This is a genomic window from Roseobacter sp. (genome assembly GCF_045106495.1).
Classification (GTDB): domain Bacteria; phylum Pseudomonadota; class Alphaproteobacteria; order Rhodobacterales; family Rhodobacteraceae; genus Roseobacter.
The window spans coordinates 52,423-67,755 of sequence record NZ_JBGCEQ010000026.1; the positions used below are offsets into that span (position 1 = coordinate 52,423).

General features: G+C 53.5%; 21 protein-coding genes and 1 tRNA gene. 12 read left to right on the forward strand and 10 right to left on the reverse strand.

All coding sequences use genetic code 11. The annotated features are described in order from the left end of the window. The first annotated feature begins 3 nt into the window (after positions 1 to 3). The 4 genes from AB8B75_RS16615 (at position 4) to AB8B75_RS16630 (ending at position 2,354) form a co-directional block, all read left to right on the forward strand. Entirely contained in the window at positions 4 to 555 is a 552-nt protein-coding gene (locus tag AB8B75_RS16615) for a 6,7-dimethyl-8-ribityllumazine synthase (RefSeq protein ID WP_405363914.1), read from the forward strand. Beyond that, positions 552 to 1,034 (forward strand): transcription antitermination factor NusB, encoded by a 483-nt coding sequence (gene nusB / locus AB8B75_RS16620; RefSeq protein WP_405363916.1) that lies wholly within the window; start codon positions 552 to 554, stop codon positions 1,032 to 1,034. The genes AB8B75_RS16615 and nusB overlap by 4 nt, the downstream gene beginning before the upstream one ends. 62 nt (positions 1,035 to 1,096) lie before the next feature. Further along, positions 1,097 to 1,333 carry a hypothetical protein gene (locus AB8B75_RS16625; protein WP_405363918.1) on the forward strand — a complete coding sequence of 79 codons (237 nt, stop codon included), beginning with the start codon at positions 1,097 to 1,099 and terminating at the stop codon, positions 1,331 to 1,333. 562 nt (positions 1,334 to 1,895) lie between these two features. After that, positions 1,896 to 2,354, forward strand: coding sequence for an MmcB family DNA repair protein (locus AB8B75_RS16630; RefSeq protein WP_405363920.1), 459 nt, complete (start codon positions 1,896 to 1,898; stop codon positions 2,352 to 2,354). On the opposite strand, the gene AB8B75_RS16635 is transcribed toward AB8B75_RS16630, so the two are convergent. Next, positions 2,351 to 2,548 (reverse strand): DUF6324 family protein, encoded by a 198-nt coding sequence (locus AB8B75_RS16635; RefSeq protein WP_405363922.1) that lies wholly within the window; start codon positions 2,546 to 2,548, stop codon positions 2,351 to 2,353. The genes AB8B75_RS16630 and AB8B75_RS16635 overlap by 4 nt on opposite strands. Before the next feature lie 63 nt (positions 2,549 to 2,611). Between AB8B75_RS16635 and AB8B75_RS16640 the strand changes: the two genes are divergently transcribed. The 4 genes from AB8B75_RS16640 (at position 2,612) to AB8B75_RS16655 (ending at position 4,318) form a co-directional block, all read left to right on the forward strand. Then, the gene (locus AB8B75_RS16640; RefSeq protein WP_405363924.1) at positions 2,612 to 3,112 is read left to right on the forward strand and encodes a GNAT family N-acetyltransferase; all 501 of its coding nucleotides are present in this window, start codon (positions 2,612 to 2,614) and stop codon (positions 3,110 to 3,112) included. Positions 3,113 to 3,154: 42 nt separating this feature from the next. Then, a tRNA-His gene (locus AB8B75_RS16645) sits at positions 3,155 to 3,231 on the forward strand. Between the two features lie 262 nt (positions 3,232 to 3,493). After that, complete coding sequence (locus tag AB8B75_RS16650; protein WP_405363925.1) at positions 3,494 to 3,844, forward strand: YopX family protein; 351 nt, start codon at positions 3,494 to 3,496, stop codon at positions 3,842 to 3,844. Positions 3,845 to 3,850: 6 nt separating this feature from the next. Further along, on the forward strand, positions 3,851 to 4,318 hold the full coding sequence (locus AB8B75_RS16655) for a hypothetical protein (protein ID WP_405363926.1): 468 nt from the start codon (positions 3,851 to 3,853) through the stop codon (positions 4,316 to 4,318). A 372-nt stretch (positions 4,319 to 4,690) separates the two neighbouring features. Here AB8B75_RS16655 and AB8B75_RS16660 read toward each other — a convergent pair whose 3' ends face one another. Both AB8B75_RS16660 and AB8B75_RS16665 read right to left on the reverse strand, forming a co-directional pair. Next, on the reverse strand, positions 4,691 to 5,104 hold the full coding sequence (locus AB8B75_RS16660; RefSeq protein WP_405363928.1) for a hypothetical protein: 414 nt from the start codon (positions 5,102 to 5,104) through the stop codon (positions 4,691 to 4,693). 133 nt (positions 5,105 to 5,237) lie between these two features. After that, positions 5,238 to 6,143 carry a LysR substrate-binding domain-containing protein gene (locus AB8B75_RS16665; RefSeq protein ID WP_405363930.1) on the reverse strand — a complete coding sequence of 302 codons (906 nt, stop codon included), beginning with the start codon at positions 6,141 to 6,143 and terminating at the stop codon, positions 5,238 to 5,240. Positions 6,144 to 6,239: 96 nt separating this feature from the next. Here AB8B75_RS16665 and AB8B75_RS16670 point away from each other — a divergent pair, with 96 nt between their 5' ends. The 3 genes from AB8B75_RS16670 (at position 6,240) to AB8B75_RS16680 (ending at position 8,163) form a co-directional block, all read left to right on the forward strand. Next, complete coding sequence (locus AB8B75_RS16670; protein WP_405363932.1) at positions 6,240 to 7,022, forward strand: CmcJ/NvfI family oxidoreductase; 783 nt, start codon at positions 6,240 to 6,242, stop codon at positions 7,020 to 7,022. A 43-nt stretch (positions 7,023 to 7,065) separates the two neighbouring features. Continuing rightward, a complete protein-coding gene (locus AB8B75_RS16675; protein ID WP_405363934.1) occupies positions 7,066 to 7,854 on the forward strand; it encodes an SDR family NAD(P)-dependent oxidoreductase in 789 nt (262 codons plus the stop codon). Positions 7,855 to 7,959: 105 nt separating this feature from the next. Then, positions 7,960 to 8,163, forward strand: a complete 204-nt coding sequence (locus AB8B75_RS16680; RefSeq protein WP_405363936.1) for a hypothetical protein — start codon at positions 7,960 to 7,962, stop codon at positions 8,161 to 8,163. Positions 8,164 to 8,243: 80 nt separating this feature from the next. Here the strand turns inward: AB8B75_RS16680 and AB8B75_RS16685 are convergent, their stop codons facing one another. From AB8B75_RS16685 to AB8B75_RS16715, 7 genes are all read right to left on the reverse strand, one after another. Further along, entirely contained in the window at positions 8,244 to 8,441 is a 198-nt protein-coding gene (locus AB8B75_RS16685; protein ID WP_405363938.1) for a hypothetical protein, read from the reverse strand. Positions 8,442 to 8,638: 197 nt separating this feature from the next. Then, complete coding sequence (locus AB8B75_RS16690) at positions 8,639 to 9,535, reverse strand: HAD-IIA family hydrolase (RefSeq protein ID WP_405363940.1); 897 nt, start codon at positions 9,533 to 9,535, stop codon at positions 8,639 to 8,641. Continuing rightward, a complete protein-coding gene (locus tag AB8B75_RS16695) occupies positions 9,536 to 10,081 on the reverse strand; it encodes a hypothetical protein (protein ID WP_405363941.1) in 546 nt (181 codons plus the stop codon). A gap of 11 nt (positions 10,082 to 10,092) precedes the next feature. Next, positions 10,093 to 10,845, reverse strand: a complete 753-nt coding sequence (locus AB8B75_RS16700) for an SDR family NAD(P)-dependent oxidoreductase (RefSeq protein WP_405363942.1) — start codon at positions 10,843 to 10,845, stop codon at positions 10,093 to 10,095. A gap of 3 nt (positions 10,846 to 10,848) precedes the next feature. Then, positions 10,849 to 11,406, reverse strand: coding sequence for an SIS domain-containing protein (locus AB8B75_RS16705; RefSeq protein WP_405363943.1), 558 nt, complete (start codon positions 11,404 to 11,406; stop codon positions 10,849 to 10,851). Continuing rightward, complete coding sequence (locus tag AB8B75_RS16710; RefSeq protein ID WP_405363944.1) at positions 11,403 to 12,776, reverse strand: sn-glycerol-1-phosphate dehydrogenase; 1,374 nt, start codon at positions 12,774 to 12,776, stop codon at positions 11,403 to 11,405. Before AB8B75_RS16710 ends, AB8B75_RS16705 begins: the two co-directional genes overlap by 4 nt. 10 nt (positions 12,777 to 12,786) lie before the next feature. Beyond that, positions 12,787 to 13,800: an ABC transporter ATP-binding protein gene (locus AB8B75_RS16715; protein ID WP_405363945.1), complete on the reverse strand. Its 1,014-nt coding sequence runs from the start codon at positions 13,798 to 13,800 to the stop codon at positions 12,787 to 12,789. Positions 13,801 to 13,938: 138 nt separating this feature from the next. Here AB8B75_RS16715 and AB8B75_RS16720 point away from each other — a divergent pair, with 138 nt between their 5' ends. Next, positions 13,939 to 15,279: an ABC transporter substrate-binding protein gene (locus AB8B75_RS16720; protein ID WP_405363946.1), complete on the forward strand. Its 1,341-nt coding sequence runs from the start codon at positions 13,939 to 13,941 to the stop codon at positions 15,277 to 15,279. Positions 15,280 to 15,333 lie beyond the last annotated feature (54 nt).

The following is a 15,333-nucleotide window of genomic DNA, read 5'->3' on the forward strand; positions in this document are numbered from 1 at the left end:
ACCATGGCCGCCAATGAACAGCATTACGTCTTGCCACGCCCGCACTTCGACAAGCCGATCAAGATCCTGATCGTCGTGGCTCCGTACTATAAGGACATCGCGGACAATCTGGTAGCGGGTGCCCAAGCTGAGATCGAAGCCGTTGACGGCACATGGGAGCTTGTGGAAATGCCGGGTGCCTTGGAAGTCCCAACCGCCATAGGCATAGCCGATCGCCGCAGCAACTTTGATGGCTATGTGGCATTAGGCTGTGTCATCCGGGGTGAAACCACGCACTATGAAACGGTGTGCAACGACAGCAGCCGCGCCTTGCAATTGCTGGGTTTGCAAGGGCTTTGTGTGGGAAATGGAATCCTGACGGTTGAAAACCGAGAGCAAGCAGAAGCGCGCGCCGATGTGGATGGGCAAAACAAAGGTGGTGGTGCGGCTGCGGCGGCCTTGCATCTGGTGGCCATGGCTCGTAAATGGGCCTCCCAATCCAAGGGCATCGGGTTCAAGCCAGCTGGGCAGGACATTCAAATTGCCAGCTCAAACGACGGATCTACGACCACATGACATCGCTGCACGGCAACCTCTCCGGCAACCAACGCCGAAAAATGAAATCGGCCGCCCGTCTCTATGCAGTGCAGGCTTTGTTTCAGATGGAGCATTCCTCCCAAACCATCGAAGTGGTGCGGGCGGAGTTTCTGGATCACCGTTTTGGGGCTGTGTACGACGGCGATGAAATGCAGGACGGCGATATTGAGCTTTTTGGCGCCATTCTTGAAACTGCGGTCAACTATCAGGCACCGATCGACCAAGTGACGGACAAGGCCTTGGTGGCCAAATGGCCCTTGAAACGGATCGACCCGACCTTGCGTGCCCTGTTCCGCGCAGCAGGGGCGGAACTTAATGACAAGCAAACACCGCCGAAGGTCGTGATCACCGAATATGTCGATGTTGCGCGCGCATTTTTTTCAGATGGCAAAGAACCGCAATTTGTGAATGCTATTCTGGATCACATGGCCCGTGAGGTCCAGCCAGAGGCGTTTTGAAGCATTTGCTTCTGAACCGTGTCACACTACTCTCCGTGGGCATCGGAAGGAGCGGTCACGCCATGCCTCGTGTTTTTCGGCTCTACATCATCAGCGGGTTGATCGGCTTTTTCGTGTCGGCTGTGTTTGTTGCGATGATCATAGGATTTAATGTCGGCAACCTGCAGCACCTCATATTCACATCTGACATCGGGGTGATAGCGGTCCTTGCCTTTTGGGTTTTGAATGGAATCGTTTTTTCAGGAGCTCAATTTGCGTTTTCTCTGTCCCAACTGGCAGAGCATGCGGATGACACGTAAAGATAGAACTGGGCGATCTAACGCCGCTTGTGCGCATAATCCGCCACTTTATCGAGATGTTAATGCTATTTGTGCTACCCAGCCTATGGACTTTTCGCGACGAGATGCCATCTTCGGATGTAAGGAGTGCGCCAATGACTGATTTTATTCTTCGATTGATCCGAAGTCTGTTTGCCGGACCGCAGCGTGATGAGCTGCTGATACCGGTACGCGTTGAAGAGAAGCGTGACCTTCTCAAACGCCGGTAAACGTTTTTTTCGACTAGCTCCATTTAATCACATTTGCGGATTGGTCTTGGTGTGACGGGCCCGTTGCGACCGTTTTGGTTTTATATTCCCGAGGACCTGTATGTACAGGTGGGCGCCAGGTAACCAGGCCAGGGCCAGGACAGAGCCAGCTCCCTCGGATTTGCTTAAGGCCACTGGAACGTAACCAGTCACGCGAAGAGCAGAACCCGTCACACCGAGACACTTAGGTTCATCGAGAGCTGCCTACAAGGGCCAAACAGATCTGATGTTTGATTTGGCTTGCAGAGTGTTCTTGCTATGTTCATATTTTCTCTATGGCGCAGGATGATTTGCAGAACTTCCAACCCGGACAGTTGTTGGCCCGAGGTACGGCAAGATTGCTGTCGAGCTACGGATTTGTGAGTGTAGAGGAATTGGTACCGACCCGTGGCTTGCGTGTTGATGTTATGGGAGTAGGACCAAAAGGCGAGATCTGGATTATAGAATGCAAATCGAGCCGCGCCGACTACCTTTCGGACTATAAGTGGCAAGGATACCTGGATTGGTGCGATCGTTTTTTCTGGGCAGTTGACGCGGACTTTCCAACTGAACTCCTGCCGAATGAAACCGGTTTGATTATTGGCGACGCATATGGCGCTGAGATCATCCACATGGGCCCAGAAGACAAACTGGCAGCCGCTCGGCGCAAAGCCATGATTGCCACATTTGCAACAACGGCGGCGCGGCGATTGCATATGCTGCGTGACCCCGACAGCGATGCGTTTTGGACTTAGCGGCCGCCAGTTTTCATGCCACGCGCCCGGTTTGCCGCCGCGACGATCTCTTCGGCAATTTCCTCGGCGTCGTCGGGGGTAAAGTCCATGGGAATTTCTGTACCCCCCGCTTCGACGTAAATGCGTACCATGCCTTTGTCGGTGGGACCGATTTGTAAATTCGCCTCAATGTCGCTTTCGGAATCAATGCCCATCTTTGTTCTCCCGGATGAAGTGGCCGTATCGCTAGCCCGCGCCGGGTTGAAACGCAAGCTGGCATGCGCTTTTCTCGCGGGATGGACCATGTGAACATTCGAAACTTTGTGGCAGATGATCGGGATTGGATCGTAGATCAGCACATGCATTACTATGCAGAAAACGAAGGGTTTGACGCCAGCTTCGGCGTGCTTGTTGCAGAGATTCTTGATGACTTTTTGTCTCACCATGACCCAACCCGGGAAGCTGGCTGGATTGCTGAGCGCGATGGTCAGCGCCTCGGGTCCATTTTCTGCGTCCGGTTGGAAAAAACGACGGCTAAATTGCGTCTTTTCCTGCTGGTCGACAAGGCCCGCAATATGGGCCTGGGCAAACGACTTTTACAAGTTTGCATGGATTTTGCCGAAAGCAAAAAATATGACGGCATGCAACTGTGGACGCATGAAAGCCACACTGCTGCCTGTGCACTCTACCGATCAGTTGGCTGGCAACTGGTCAGCAGTCAACCTGTACATTCATTCGGCCAGGATCTGGTGGAGCAGAGCTATACCTATCGGTTCTAACCCCTTGCAATCTGTTAACCGGACAGATAAATCCGAGGTAGTGCCGCCTTAGCTCAGTTGGTTAGAGCGCCTGATTGTGGATCAGGAGGTCCCCCGTTCAAGCCGGGGAGGTGGTACCACTTTTCTTCATAAAAGCAGATAGTTGCGTACCGGCTAGGTATGCGGTGGTTTATCAGAAGCTCTACGTAGAAAACCGCAAGAATGTTGCTGTGTGAGTAAGTATGAGTGAGTCTCGATGGTTCCAGAGGGCACGATTTGAGAGACAAAAAGTGAGTCACAATTTCGGCTATCCACAGGTGACAGTTGCGGGTTTTCTGAGTTGTGGCACTATGAAGTCATATGAAAAGAGAAATTAAATTTAGAGCTTGGGATGGAGACCTCATGAACTACCAACCTCAAGCAATCCACTATGATTGCGATAGTGAAATAAACACAGAGTTCGAAAATCCTGCCTATACCTTCATGCAATACACCGGCCTCAAAGATAAGGACGGTGTGGAGATTTATGAGGGGGATATCCTGAAATGGCGTAAACCTATGGCAGAGGTTGTCTCAAAAGAAGAAAAAGGAAAGTCATCAACCGCTGGATGTGTAGAGAGGGTTTATCAAGTGATTTGGGACAACGGTTGGTATCAGAAAGGAGAAATGAGTAATGCCTTAGAGTGGGGCAATCCAGAAGTCTCAGAAGTCATGGGCAACATCTACGAAAACCCCGAACTACTACAGGAGTAGTATTAATTGTCAGACGTTGAAGACGAAGATCGTACAACAGCAGTAGGGTTGTTCAACTATGCCCATTCGTATGCTTCTTCAGCTATTGCTTTAGAAGGCATCAAAGTAAAAGCAACACATAAGCGCGCGCCGGTGTACTATTTGTACTACCATGCGATAGAGTTGTACCTGAAGTCGTACCTTCGAGCGCATAGTGTTTCAGCTGAAGACTTGTCCAAGAAGTACAGCCACCGAATTCGCCGAACGACTAACAAAGCCAAGAGCTTTGGTTTAGTGCTTAGGGACGTCGACGAAGCTGTTATTGATTTTATGCGTCAGACAGACGCGGTGATCGAGTCGAGGTATATCGTTACTGGCTACAAACCTGGGATGCTCACATTTGAACCTTTGCAAGATACTTGCCGATACTTGAACGACGCTATCCGCGAGAAGGCCTACGAAACTGTCGGTGGGACACATCGTCCAAGTCTGTAATTTGCGATGGTTAACCAGTTCATGCATCCTCATGCAAACCACTGATTCCGACCCGCCGTAGGGGAGACAAAATAGAGACATCGTCTCTTAACTAATTGATAAATATAGGTACCATTCCGATTGTGGATCAGGAGGTCCCCCGTTCAAGCCGGGGAGGTGGTACCATTAAAATCAACAGTTTAGCCAAAAAACGCGCAAAGTGCCGAGCGCGCCATGTTGTTTTGGGAACATATGGGGGACAAATTACGGTGCTTGAACTGTTTCTCAAACTACCAGTGATGAACGCTTGCAACCCGAAACAACGCTTCAACCCTACCTAATTGTCACTTGGACGGCTGCAAGGTCATACAGTGGGCTGCCAACGTTCACTACTCAGAAGACGCGACGATACAGGATGAGTACGTTCCATGGGGTCAAAAGTTGAACGGGGCATAGCGGGATGCCCGCTTCCGAGACTTTATCCATATAGCCACGCAAGATGGACAGGCGTTCTGGGTCAAAGAACTGAGTTTTATAGACACCAGGAAAGACCTCTTCCCACAAATCTTTGACAGCCGCTTCAGTTGCGGGGTCGCTCCATGCCTTCTCGACAGTTGCACGCAAGCGGCTGTCATAGACTGATTTGTCCAAAGCAGACGGATTTGACTGTTCCCATTCCTTCCATGCTTCTTGGAAAAGCTCTTGGTTGCTATGCCAAAATTGACCTACTTCGGGGGCTCTTTGCAGCATTGCTACGCGCGCAGGGCGCTTGACAGCGCGTGTTAGCTCAAGTGCATTTTGTGTCATGTCGTTTTCAACTTTTCTGTGTTCAAGCCTGTTACTTTCGACCTGATAGATAATGATATGCCAAACCGATACAAACGGTGACATTTGGATAACAGAATTCGTAATTTCTATATAATGAGAGTTTAGGCGGTTATTACTGCGCCCAAGCGGCTGATTTGCCGATATGCTGGATGAGGTAGTCCATGAAGACGCGGACTTTTGCTGAAACGACGTTGCTTTTCGGGTAAATCAGCCAGAGCGCTGGATTGTCCGTGAGCGTGTATTCAGGCAAAATCCGCACGAGCGCCCCTTTTGTCAATTCGCCGTGCACGGCCCAAAGCGAGTTGATCGAGATGCCTGCGCCGTGCAGCGTTGCGCGCGTTTGGGTCAATCCGTCGTTCACAATCAGCCGTTGGACTGCGTCTCGTGGAGTAAACGCGGCTCTGGTCCCATCGGCAGACACCAACTCTCGTGGCTCAATGTCCCGAAATGCAACCAGACGGTGGGCCGAAAGATCACACGGCTTGGCTGGTGTACCGTATTTTTCCAAATATTCCGGAGCGGCACATAAAACCCTTGTGTCGTCAGCCAACTTACGCGCTGTCAGACTGCTATCTGCCAAAACAGAATTACGCAGAGCTAAATCATAGCTGCCCTCAATCAAGTCGAACTGCGAATCCGACAAGTGCAGATCAAGGGTGAGGTCTGGATAGGTATCCATGAAGGCCGGCAAAAGAGGTGCAATGTACATTTGGGCAAAGGTGCTGGGTGCCGCAAACCGCAGTGTACCGCTAACCTCAGCCTTGCCTTTGCCAAAAGCGGCTAGGGCGGCTTCCTCTTGAGCGATCATCTCTCGGGCATGGGGTAGAAAGTCTTGTCCCTCCAAAGATACCGACACTTTGCGCGTCGATCGATGAAGGAGTTCCGCACCAAGCAGGTTTTCGAGTTTTGCCAGCCGCGCACTTGCGACAGCCGGTGCCATGCCAAGGGTACGCCCTGCAGCGCTGATGTTCAGCGTTTCAGTGGCAAGGACAAAGAGGCGGAGGCTTTGCGTGTTCATATTTTATAGATTTCCGGAATACTGAATTCCATTATTGCCCGTTTATATACCTGAGAGAAGGTATAGGTCAAAGGCTGAGACAGATTGGAGACTGTGATGACCAAGAAAGCGACAGTAAATTACCACGTGCACAAACCCCAGCGTCAGGCATTCGAGCTGGATGCCGGCGGCATTGTTGGCAACCTTATTGCGCCGGAACTGGCCCCGACAGAGGTACAAGTACGGGATGCACGCACGCTACATTTTGATGATTCATTTCATGACGAAGCGGTCGCGTTTGCGCTGGCCCCAACAGAAGTAGTGTTTGCGGAAAGGAGCAACGATTGGCAAACTGTGTATGACGCAGAACTTACTGCACTCCTAACCCGCAAGCTCGATGCACAGGAGGTCATCGTCTTTGACCATACCATTCGTATTGACGACCCGGGAGCAGTGCGCAAACCCGCTCGGAACGTTCACAGCGATTACAGTGTGGAAGGTGCAGAACAACGGCTGATCGACATTTTGGGTGCAGGCAAAGCGGCAAAATGGAGCACGGGCCACTACGCCTTCATCAACATCTGGCGGCCGATTGAGACCCCGATCAACTCGGCCCCACTGGGATTTGTCCTGCCATCAAGCGTTGCACCTGAAGACTGGATTTTGCTCGATCTGATCTACCCTGACCGGAAAGGTCAGATCATGGGCTTGGCGGCAAACCCAGATCATCAGTGGATTTACATGTCTAAGATGACGCCGGATGAGGTCGCGTATTTCAATATCTTCGACAATCAAGGACGGCCCTCCGTCGGCCATTCCGCGTTGGATATGGTTGAAGACCCCAACATCACGGCCGTGCGCAAAAGCATCGAAAGCCGCACGTTGGTGCGCTTTGCCTGACACCATCAGGTCCACGAAACACAAGTAATGAAAAGAGATTCCTATGACCAAGACAATCCTCATCACCGGGTCAACTGACGGCATCGGCCTTTTGACAGCACAAAACCTTGCACAGACGGGACACAAAATCCTGCTTCACGGACGCGGTGCAGCCAAACTAGAAGCTGCAGCAGCCAAGGTCGGCGGTGATGTCGAGACGTTTGTCGCTGATCTATCGCGCATGGCCGACATTCAAAACTTTGCAGCCGAGGTGCGCGAAAAACACGATCATCTTGATGTGCTCATCAACAATGCCGGTGTGCTAAAAATTGCGGACGCCAAGACCGAGGCCGGCTATGACGCGCGCTTCATGGTGAACACCTTCGCGCCCTATGTGCTGACCCGTGCGCTATTGCCGATCATTCCGAAAGACGGGCGGATTGTGAACCTGTCTTCTGCCGCCCAAGCGCCGATTGATCTGGTCGCGATGCGTGGGGACAAGCAACTTGGACACAGTGATGCATATGCACAAAGCAAGCTCGCCATCACGATCTGGACCCGCGAATTATCAAAAGAACTTGCAGACGGGCCGGTTGTTGTCGCCGTCAATCCCGGATCCTTACTCGCTTCAAAGATGGTCAAAGAAGGCTACGGCATCGCAGGCAACGACCTTTCAATCGGAGCGGATATTCTGTGCGAGGCAACCCTGGGCACATCCTTCGCGGATGCTTCGGGCAAGTATTTTGACAATGACAGCGGCCGGTTCGCACAGCCTCATGCGGCGGCATTGGACGCGGCCCATTCGGCGCAGGTGATGCAAGGCATCGAAGATGCTTTGAAATCACTGAGCTGAACCTAGAGAGGCACATTTAGTCTCGGGCTTCTCACTACACCTAAACCTGAAACCCCAACCCGTCCGGCGACATGCGTTGTCCGGACACAAGAAAGGGCTGTCCAAATGAAATATGAGAACTTTCAAACCTTTGACATCAAGGTCGAAGAGGCCATTACGACTGTGTCCTTCGACTTTGGAACTGCAAACGTCCAAGGCCAAGAAATGTTGGCCGACCTCAACAGTCTCGCTACGCGGTTGGAACGGGACCGTGAGACGAAAGTCGTTATTTTTCAGTCTGCTAACCCTGAGGTAAGGTTGCGGGGGTAGGAATGATTTCGCCTTAGAACTAGTGGTGCTCGGCGAATGTGCTGTGCTGGTTCACGCTGCACCTCCGATCCAGGCGTTATTCATGACGTCAATGCCCTCAGACAGCGGTCCGCCTTTTCAAGAGCCTTGTCTGCCAAGGCCACAATGGCTCCCTGCGCCTGGCTGTCTTTGCTGCTTGCTTCTTTGTGCATGAACACCAGAGTGGTCAAAAGGCCCACAAGCCTTATTGCATCGGTGTGCAGGTCTCGCATCGATTCATAATGGGGATTTTGTTCCATATTGGGTCCTTCCAGTTTTTGGCGCCCATCTGGGACTGATTGCTGACATCGCGTGATTTGGGGTTTTTTTAGCCGCGGTATGCGTAAGCCATTCCGTCAACAGCTGTTGTCTGGAAGGTGGCACAGAGCGCATGGCTTTAGCGCCCACGTCCCATAGGGGAGCGAAACTGACGCGTATACCGCTATGCGCATCACTATCAAATGGCAGAACAAGAAAAGTCGGGAACTATGCCGGAGCCCTTAATGAATGCCTCGGTGCCATGATTTGCGAAGAGACCGTGATCTCTCACGAACACAGTCTTCAAACCGGCAGCTGCTCCTCCCAGGATATCCGTATGCAGCGTATCGCCAACCATCGCAATACGCTGAGGGAGGATCCCCGGTAGTAATTGTTTCGCGTCATTGAAAGCGTTGGCAAAGGGTTTTCCAAAAAATACGGGCATCACATTTAGAGCATCAGCCAGATGATGAGCATAGTAGCCAGGTTCCTTACTGAGCCCCGACTCACGGGGGGCAACAAGGTCAGGATTGGCAATCACAACCGGTCGTTGGCGATGTTGTATCGCGGCGTCGAGAGAGGCTAGAATTTTCGGGTTCAGCGCGGCACTAGACAGAAAGAGGAAACCATCAACGTCTTGGCCGGACCAATGTTCGACCCGCGCAGGTATGTCGGTGAACCGGTCCTCTGGTGCAGCGATTGCTCCCCAGCGACCTTCAGGAAGAACCGCATCCAGTCGGGACACAGCAACGTCGCGGCTGGAAACAACCTCATCAGCCGTAAAGTCGAAGCCAAGTGTGCGATAGCGATGCACCGCCGTTTCCCGTGTATAACTTGCGGCATTTGTCAGAACGATCAGGCGTTTACCGCGCATGCGCAGCTCACGGACGCAGGCAACCGCACCGGGAATAGCTGTTTCTCCCACGTTCAGAACGCCAAAGCTATCGAGCAGGAAGGCGTCGAATTGGTCCGCAATGTCCAACAGACCTGAGCACTCGCTGGTCTCTGTCGGAAACACCGCTTGCGGCATACGGTGACGAATGGATTCGTACCGGTCGAATGCGTCTTGCGTGCCCCAAGTGTTGTTGTAACTCATTCAGACAAAACCGTGTTGTTGGGTTTTGCCGTGCAAGAATGACAACGCTTGTTCAACGGCCAAATTCAGCCAATTAGTCATTGGGCGCCAAAAAAAGAGCCCGTCACCGAAACCAGATGCTTTGTTGATAGGGTTTCCCATGGTACGAGCGAGCCCTTTGTTATCGGCGCATTTTGTTGCCGTCTCCAGGGCCATGGCCACATTGTCCAGCTTTTGTTCGGTGGGCGAGAGGCCAGGTCGCTCTCCTTTACCAACAGATGTGACACCGGCCCGTGATTCCACCCACAGACCTGCGGTTTTCTGGATAACGCGTTTCGGGTTCACGATCGCGCTCAATAGACTGTATGACGCCCAGATCTCGCGCGGCAAATCTGTGGAGAACGCGGCGGGTGCCGCAGCTTTTTCCAACCGTTCGCGCCCGAGCTCTGCATAGTCAGAACCTAGCAGCGCAATCTCAAAGCTGCCGATGTTGGATGGTCTTGCGGTTGCGAAAGCGCGCGAAACTCCTTTGGCGTCACAGATCTTGGTCCAAAGGCCGTTATACACACCAAATCTCCTCATACGCTGGAATATCCACCTTCGATCATCATCAGGGCCCCATTTACCAAGTCAGATGCAGGAGACGCCAGGTAGAGCGCCATATCGGCAATCTCGACTGGCTCGCCAAAACGGCCTAGAGGCGTAGCCGCGATCATCGGACCGGACTTCTCAGGTGGGCTCCAGATCTTACGCCCCATATCTGTCATGACCACTGTAGGGCAGATCGCGTTGACTTGAATGTTGTGCGGGGCAAGTTCCGTCATCAAGGATTTAGTCAGTGCGTTCAACCCACCTTTGGACGCGGCATAGGCCGCATGGTCCGCTAGCGCGATGACCCCGGTCTGGGATGAGATGTTGATGATCTTCCCCGCTTTTGCGGCAACCATTTCAGGTGCAAATCCCTTGGCCAAAAGAAAGGGCGCGCGCAGGTTAATGGCCATTGTGCGGTCCCAATCCGCCGGATCGAAATCGAGGACGGAGCCAACAAGTGCAACGCCAGCCGAGTTTACCAAAATATCAACTCGGCCATGTATGGAATTGGCTTCTGCGACCAGCTCGTCGCACCCTTCCAGCGTAGAGATATCGGCCGGGATTGCAGCGCAACCGGTCTCGTCGGAGAGCGCGTCCAGCCGTTTTTGGGATTGTCCGGTTGCAATGACTTGTGCGCCCGCTTGCGAAAAGACCCGTACGATCTCGGCGCCTATGCCCGAAGAGGCTCCAGTCACCAATGCAACCTTTTCCGTAATCGAAAACCGGTCCTGCCACGTCATCTCTTACTCCAAATTCGTATGGTTGGCACGCATTGCATCCGGGCTCAGGCCCATCGTTTCCCGCAGATGCAACACGACCATCTCAAAAAACAGGAATTGCGCAGCTTCAAAGAGCGACCCCATGGGCAACACGGATTGAGCGGCACCTTGGTCGTTCGCCATTGTCTGCGCCTCCAGATACACGACGTGATCGACGCTTTCGGGCGCGGTGCCGTCTGGTTTTGCCGTCACGCACATCGTCGATGCGCCCGCGGCTGAGGCGACGCCGATCAGCCCATCGACAGTGGAAAACTGGCCCGGACCGGCGCTGACAATCAGCAAGTCGCCTTGTCCGACAGGCGGCGTGGTCATATCGCCCACGACATGCGCGTCCAACCCTAGGTGAAACAGGCGCATACACAGGGATTTCATCATCAAGCCCTCGCGCCCAACACCATACAAGGCGATGCGTTTGGCAGCCAGGATCGGGGCTGCCATGCCCTCGACTTGCTGCGGGATGGCGCGTTCCAACACGGCTCCGACTTCAGCGATGGCACTCGCCACTGCGTTCTTGAGAGTCATGAACTGGCTCCAAATTTGTCAGGAGATAACGCGGGTAACACGGCTGTGAATGCCGTTTCGGTTTGCCCAATATCATGCAAGAGATCAAAGATTGTGTAACGACGACGAATGAAGGCTGCGGCGAAGAGGGTGGTGCGCAAATGCTCAGGCGAGACGCCAATTTGAGAGGCATAGGCCGGCGCACCGGCCCGATGCAGCATGTCTGCCATCGCACGATGTCGATAGAGACGAGTTGTCAGTCTCTCCCGTAAGACCGGCCAGACATCGCGCAAGGATTCTAACCGGGCTGCATGAGCCTCGGGGAGTGCGTGTTTTGCAGCCAACTCCGCTTTCGCCTTCTCGGCGATTTTGGGGTCCGCAATCGCTTTGCAGAGCTGTGCGTTTCGGGTCGCAAGGTCAGGTGCCCGGTTTAGAGCATCATGGATGTTGATCGCGCCCAAGTCTTGTTCCAGTAACCAGTCAAACAGGGCCAACGACACAACGCACCCGACCGAGACGGCTGCCCCATGGCTGACTTTCTGGCCTTGATAACTGTGACCTTCCATCTCCCACATATGAGCGATCTGGTGATCGGCACCGGATGCGGGACGCGAACTGCCGTGGGCTTCCATCGCAAACCCGACCGCGGTCAGCCCTGTAAAGAGGCGTGCGATACAGTCCGGATCACCGGATTGGATACCCTCCGGCCCAGCCAACCAACCTGTCAGATGATGCTGCACCAAAGGCCATGCGATGTCGTCTATCGGCTCGATACCGAGAGCATCTGACAACATCCAGTCGCCGCCCGCTGGTACCTTGCCAGCCAGATCGCCGTATCCCCAAGCGTTCATTTCGGCTGGGGCTGCGGCAATGACGTCGAGATCTGCGAGCATGGCCACCGGCGCGCGTGTCGGGATGGTGACCTTAAACCCATTTTCGGTCAAAGGCGCTCCGGCACTGGTATAGCCATCCATCGAAGCGGCGGTTGCAATCGTGACATATCGGCGGTTGGTCCGAAACGCAGCGTATTTGGCAAGATCATTGATCACACCCGATCCGACTGAAACCGGAAAGAGGTTCTGGTCTTCTGCCAACGCGGCTCGAAATGGCTCTGCTTCTTCCACGGAAGCTTTAGGCAATGGCTCGATCGGTAAGATATGCGTTCGAACAGCGAAGCCAGCGGCCTCAAGCGCGTCGACAACCGGACGGCCCGCCGCCGTAAATCCCGCCTCGTCTGCACACACCAGCACACGTGGCATAGAGGTCATTCTTTGGACGAGTAGGCCGGACTGGTCCAATGTCCCCGAGCCTATGATTACCTCATCCGTCACTTCAGAACGTGCGACAGCGGGCGCAATCAAACCATCCATCTGGGACGTCCACAGTGTCATCCGCCTGTCCTCATGTGAGCGTCCGTCCTTGGGCGTCAAAGTGGTGCAATCTGTTTTCGCGGAAGGTCAGGTGAACAGAGTCTCCTGCGTTCAACTTATCCTCGCCATCGGTCTTGACAACGATCTGGGTGTCGTTCCGGGTCATCACGTAAAGATAGCTTTCGCTCCCGAGTTTTTCCTTTACCCGGATGGTGCCGGCGATGCCCGTATCGCCGAGTTGAACATGTTCCGGCCGTATACCAATCTTGATCGCCTTTGTGGGGGGGCTGATGGCCGTCCCCAGATCCTGGCCAATTGTCAAAATGTTCATTGCAGGGGATCCAATGAAACCTGCAACAAATTCCGAAGCTGGTGTGTGATAAAGATCCATGGGCGAGCCAACCTGCTCGATCTGGCCCGCGTTCAGCACCACAATCTGGTCTGCCATGGTCATGGCTTCAACCTGATCATGGGTCACGTAGATCATGGTTGCGTCAAGCTCCTTGTGCAACGCCTCAAGTTCAATGCGCATTTGCACCCGTAATTTCGCATCGAGATTGGAGAGCGGTTCGTCAAAAAGGAAAACCTTGGGGTTTTTCACTATGGAGCGCCCTATCGCGACTCGCTGACGTTGACCGCCGGACAGCTGCCCCGGCTTGCGATCGAGCAATTCAGATAGCTGCAGAACGCGGGCAGCCTCCTTAATTCGAACCTTGCGTTCGTCCGGCGCGATGCCGTTGACCTTCATGCCAAATTCCATATTCGCGCGGACCGACATGTGCGGATAAAGCGCATATGACTGAAACACCATGGAAAGATCGCGGTCGGCGGGTTCAATGTCGGTGACATCCTTGCTGTCAATTGTGATTGTGCCGTCGCTGACCGATTCGAGACCCGCGATCGTACGCAGCAAGGTTGATTTGCCACAGCCTGAGGGACCGACAAAGACAACAAACGCACCGTCTGCCACTGAAAGAGACACGTCCTTCAAAGCATGCAGGCTACCGTAATACTTATTGATTTTCGAAAGCTCTACAGTGGCCAATTCTGCATTCCCTTTGTTTGGCCTGCTTTGGCCCAAGTCGACCTTGCGTCACTTTCTGTTTGACATACACCAAGGATTTACAATTGTATGCAGGATGAACCAAAAGTATGTCAACCATTTCTGAACAGGGAGGTCACCATGAAATTGAAGACACTTATGACATCAACGGCGTTGGCTGCGACGCTTGCGACGGGGGCATTGGCTGACGGCCACGGATGGAGCCTAAAGGATGCGGCAGCACCCTATGCGGGAACCACCGTGGACGTGGTGTTTTTGCTACGCCCGGGCTACGAAGCGATCGAAGCCATGCTGCCGGCGTTCGAGGAGGAAACCGGCATCAAGATCAACATCATCAAGCATCCGTATGAGAATGCATTGGGCGAACAGGTCCGCGACTTTGTTGCGGGAGGGGATCTCGATATCGCCCTGATCGACTTGGTTTGGATCGGCAACTTCGCCGAGAATGAATGGATCGTGCCACTGGCCGACGTACAGTCAAAATTCCCTGACGCGGTTGACCCCGACCTCGATATTGATGACTTCTTCCCGCTGGTTCTGAATGCCTTTGGGGGATGGAACGATACGGTTTATGGGCTGCCGGTTGATAACTACTCGGGTCTATTGTTTTACAATAGCTGCATGCTCAAAGATGCCGGTTTTGATGGGCCGCCCGAGACATGGGCGGATTTGAAAGACGTCTACGGCCCGGCGCTGACGAAAGACGGAAAATATGCTTATGCATTGCAATCCAAGCGCAACGAGACGCAATCCGCCGACAGTTTTGCGCGGGTGATCTGGCCGTTTGGTGGCTCCTTTCTTGACTCTGACTTCAAATCAAACCTGTTGAGTGATGAAAGCCAGGCAGGTCTGAAGTTCCGTCAGGATTTGATGCAATACATGCCCGACGGAATCGTTGCCTACGACCATGCCGAAACCGTGAACGGCTTTGCCCAAGGCGATATAGCGATGATTACCGAGTGGTCCGCATTTTACTCCACTGTCGTCTCTCCTGAAACATCCGCGATAGCAGATTGCGTCGAGATTGCACCCGAGCCGACCGGTCCTGCAGGCCGCAAACCGGCGCTTGGTGGGTTCTCCATGGCGGTTGCAAGCCAAGCGGACGAGGCAGAGCAGGCCGCCGCTTATCTGTTCATTCAATGGGCCACGTCGAAAGCAAATGCGCGTGAGTACCTTGAGCGCGGTGGTGTACCGGCACGTCAGTCGGTCTATCAGGAAGCCGGTTTGGAAGAGTTCAAATTCGTGCCTGCCCTGGTCGAAAGTTGGCAGGACGGTGTCCCGGAATTCCGACCGCGCTTTGCGGAATGGCCTGAAATCACCGAGATCGTTCAAGAGTGGGGCACCAAGATGATGTTGGGAGAAGTCACAACAGAAGAAGGTGCCACTGAAATTGGAGATCGAATGGAAGCTGTTCTGGAAGAAGCAGGCTACTATTCGGGTGAAAAACCGCTCGCTCAATAAGCGAGAGCTGTTTACACTGTCCGGGGCCGTGATGAGCGGCCTCGGGCATTCCAG